We start from the raw sequence: 1,465 nt of genomic DNA, 5'->3' as shown, positions 1-1,465 counted from the left end.
TAATGTAACTTTGTAAGTTGCCATGTCAAAAGTCCTAACTCAATATAAACTCCATTTTCGATACTACGGGTTTATGTGCTGCTAGTCTAGAGTTGATTATGGTTGACTATTTTAGATTCTCAAACGGTTAGTGGGGCTAGTTTATATGTACCAAAAGCTCCACATCAAAATCACAGAGGAGAAAATGCTGCGTAGGCGTAGCCCGTCGTAGACATCGCTTCAGCAAATCCCTCAAATGAACTATAATCTCTAGACACGATAGAGACATTCATACCCAACTTTCGCGCATTAGCAGTTGTATACGGGCCAAAACATGCAATAATGCAACGTTCATAATCGCTTGGCGAATTGACCATTGTCAAAAAGCTTTCTACTTCCGCTGTGCTACTAAAGGCAATTACATCAATAGTTCCTTGACGTATCAGGTTTAATTCAATACCGTAGATACTTTTGTTTAAACCCTGCGTGATATAGGTAGGCACACGAGTTACTTCTATACCCAATTTCTGCAAATCCGTAATTAAATTGGGTACAACATCAGGTTCAGGCAAACCAACCACTTCTGGAGCAGGTATCAGCACTTTTTTATCTTGAATTTGCGGAAGTTTTGCTAATTCAGCCACAATTCCGGCTGGGCTAGATTCTGCTGGAATTAAATCCACCTTGCCACAAAAAGACAATAAGCTTTCTGCATCTTTTCCTAAAGCACATAAGTGACATTTTTGCACTACAGAGACGGGAATATCTAAATCATTCATGCGGTGAAAAAATGCAGCGATCCCATTTCTACTGGTGAAGACAATCCAATCAAATTCGTCTATGTGATGTAGAGCAGCATCTAACTTAGTGTAGTTTGATAAATAGCAGGTTTCGATAGTAGGCATGAAAACAGGTAAGCCACCTTTCTTGATGATTTGTTCAGATAACCTATAAGCATAATTTCTCGGCGCTGTTACTAAAATTCTCTTCCCATATAGAGGTAATTCTCTAGATGGAGTCAGCAGGTTAATTTCTCTTGATTGGGTGTGCATTTGTTTATCAGAACAGAATTCAGGGGTCAGGAGTCAGAATTCAGCATGAATTCTACACAACCGCTAGACTGAGCGCTCGGTCTAACCGTTATACGCTGAATAATAGCGGTTCTCGCTTGAGTGAAGTATACCCATCTCCCTCTCTGCAAGCCAGGCTACGGTGTACACACAAGTCTCTTGATCTACACCTTTGTTGCATCGACCTACACCTTGGTTGCATTGACCTGTACCTTTGTTGTATTGATTTGCACCTTGCTTGCATCGACCTGCAAAAATTAATCCACCTCACATTACGCAGTATAGCCGTAGCCATTTTAATTAGGACGCAGCTTGCTTGAGAACGATTTCCATAGCATCACGTAAATTATCAGATTTAAGTAATATAGGAATCCGCTTTGATTTCTGAACTGATTTGCGTGGTGCGCGTTCGCGGA

1 protein-coding gene is annotated in these 1,465 nt (G+C 40.8%); it reads right to left on the bottom strand.

Features of this window, described 5'->3' with window-relative positions:
• Window positions 1–170: 170 nt before the first annotated feature.
• Entirely contained in the window at window positions 171–1,031 is an 861-nt protein-coding gene (locus ABF638_RS37935) for a uroporphyrinogen-III synthase (protein WP_435027877.1), read from the bottom strand.
• Window positions 1,032–1,465 lie beyond the last annotated feature (434 nt).

Origin of the sequence: Nostoc sp. CALU 1950, assembly GCF_051172895.1 — a bacterium.
Classification (GTDB): Bacteria; Cyanobacteriota; Cyanobacteriia; order Cyanobacteriales; family Nostocaceae; genus Nostoc; species Nostoc edaphicum_A.
This window is presented reverse-complemented; position numbering and strand designations above follow the sequence as displayed.

What these genes read in the sequence shown, in the direction of transcription:
- ABF638_RS37935 (WP_435027877.1), bottom strand. Translation starts at nt 1,031, where the DNA reads ATGCACACCCAATCAAGAGAAATTAACCTGCTGACTCCATCTAGAGAA.